Annotated in this window: 2 protein-coding genes; both read left to right on the top strand. The window is 42.5% G+C overall.

Features of this window, described 5'->3' with window-relative positions:
• The first annotated feature begins 62 nt into the window (after positions 1-62).
• A complete protein-coding gene (locus tag ACFWWQ_RS29690) occupies positions 63-311 on the top strand; it encodes a hypothetical protein (protein WP_080467411.1) in 249 nt (82 codons plus the stop codon).
• Positions 312-558: 247 nt separating this feature from the next.
• The gene (locus ACFWWQ_RS29685) at positions 559-723 is read left to right on the top strand and encodes a hypothetical protein (RefSeq protein WP_384602363.1); all 165 of its coding nucleotides are present in this window, start codon (positions 559-561) and stop codon (positions 721-723) included.
• The last annotated feature ends 444 nt before the right edge of the window (positions 724-1,167 follow it).

Below are 1,167 nucleotides of genomic sequence, written 5' to 3'. Positions count from 1 at the left end.
TAATACACGCGGGAGGGCTTTTCCCTCCTTTTCTTATTTGACTACTACGAAGGAGGATTTATATGAACGCACCATCACAAATGGGTCTAGGTGAAATGTTCTACCATGCCGCAGACTTATATCCAAACATGGGGTTTATGAGTACCCGAACGTCTACAGTTCCCGAAGCTGAAGATCAAATGTCTCTTGTCGATGATGAGGACACAGCAAAAGAGCATGACGTAAAGCAAGACCCTATTACATCAAAACAAATCTTGCTGGGGTTCGGCATTGTGTTCCTTGTCGTATTCCTATTCTCGGCAAGGGTGTAGGGGGTGTGACTTGTGGAGCAAATCTATTCAATCCTATTAAATAACGGAGCCATGGGCGTAATGCTCGCGTGGTTCATGTTCAAACAATCAAAGGATAACGAACAGACACGGGAAATTCTAACCGATCTGAAAATGGTTATTTCAAAAATCGGGGGTGCGTCAAGCAATGACTAAAATTCTTGTTCTCACCGTTATTATCATCGTGTTTTGGTTCTTCTTTATCCGCCGCAAAAAGAAGGGATAACACATGGAAAAAGGTCTTTTGTTTTTCACGCTGGCGCTCACAGCCATATGGATTATTCTTGATGACTTTTATGGCGGCAAACACCTGTCAAAGATGGCACAGAAAATGACGCCTGACATTTCTACACCGATGGACGTTGTAAAAGATGGTTGGGAAACTACAAAATAAACCGTCGACGAAGCCGGAAAGACAGCGAAAAAGGCAGTTGAAAAAGCGACAGGATACGACACGTATAAAAAGTATCAAAAGATGAAGCCGGAGCAGAAAAAGAAAGTCAAAAAAGCCGCTAAAGACAGTTTCATAGATGGGTTTTGGAACGGTCTTAAACGCGGTTTTGGCTTGAAGTAAAGGGGTGATTCTATGCAAGAGTTTACAAAGTCTATGCGGTGTATTATCACCTTTCTCTTTTTCGTTATCCTGCTGGGTATGTTCACAAATGAAAAAATAACGTACACGTTCTTGGTACTTGTTCTCGCAAGTATGGCAGTCCTGAACGTTGACAAGGTAAAACAAATCATGGGAGGTCTTGTGGATGGTTAACAAGTTTTTTGACGTGATTGCGGGTATCGGGAGTCTCATTGGGATGTAGCTGTTCCTGAAACATGCCAAGTC

Source organism: Streptomyces sp. NPDC059080 (genome assembly GCF_042739975.1).
Taxonomy (GTDB): Bacteria; Actinomycetota; Actinomycetes; order Streptomycetales; family Streptomycetaceae; genus Streptomyces; species Streptomyces benahoarensis.
The sequence above is the reverse complement of the archived record's forward strand: the minus strand, read 5'-3'. Positions and strand labels throughout refer to the sequence as shown.

Coding starts and splice junctions, on each gene's coding strand:
- ACFWWQ_RS29690 (WP_080467411.1), top strand. CDS start 63: ATGAACGCACCATCACAAATGGGTCTAGGTGAAATGTTCTACCATGCC.
- ACFWWQ_RS29685 (WP_384602363.1), top strand. CDS start 559: ATGGAAAAAGGTCTTTTGTTTTTCACGCTGGCGCTCACAGCCATATGG.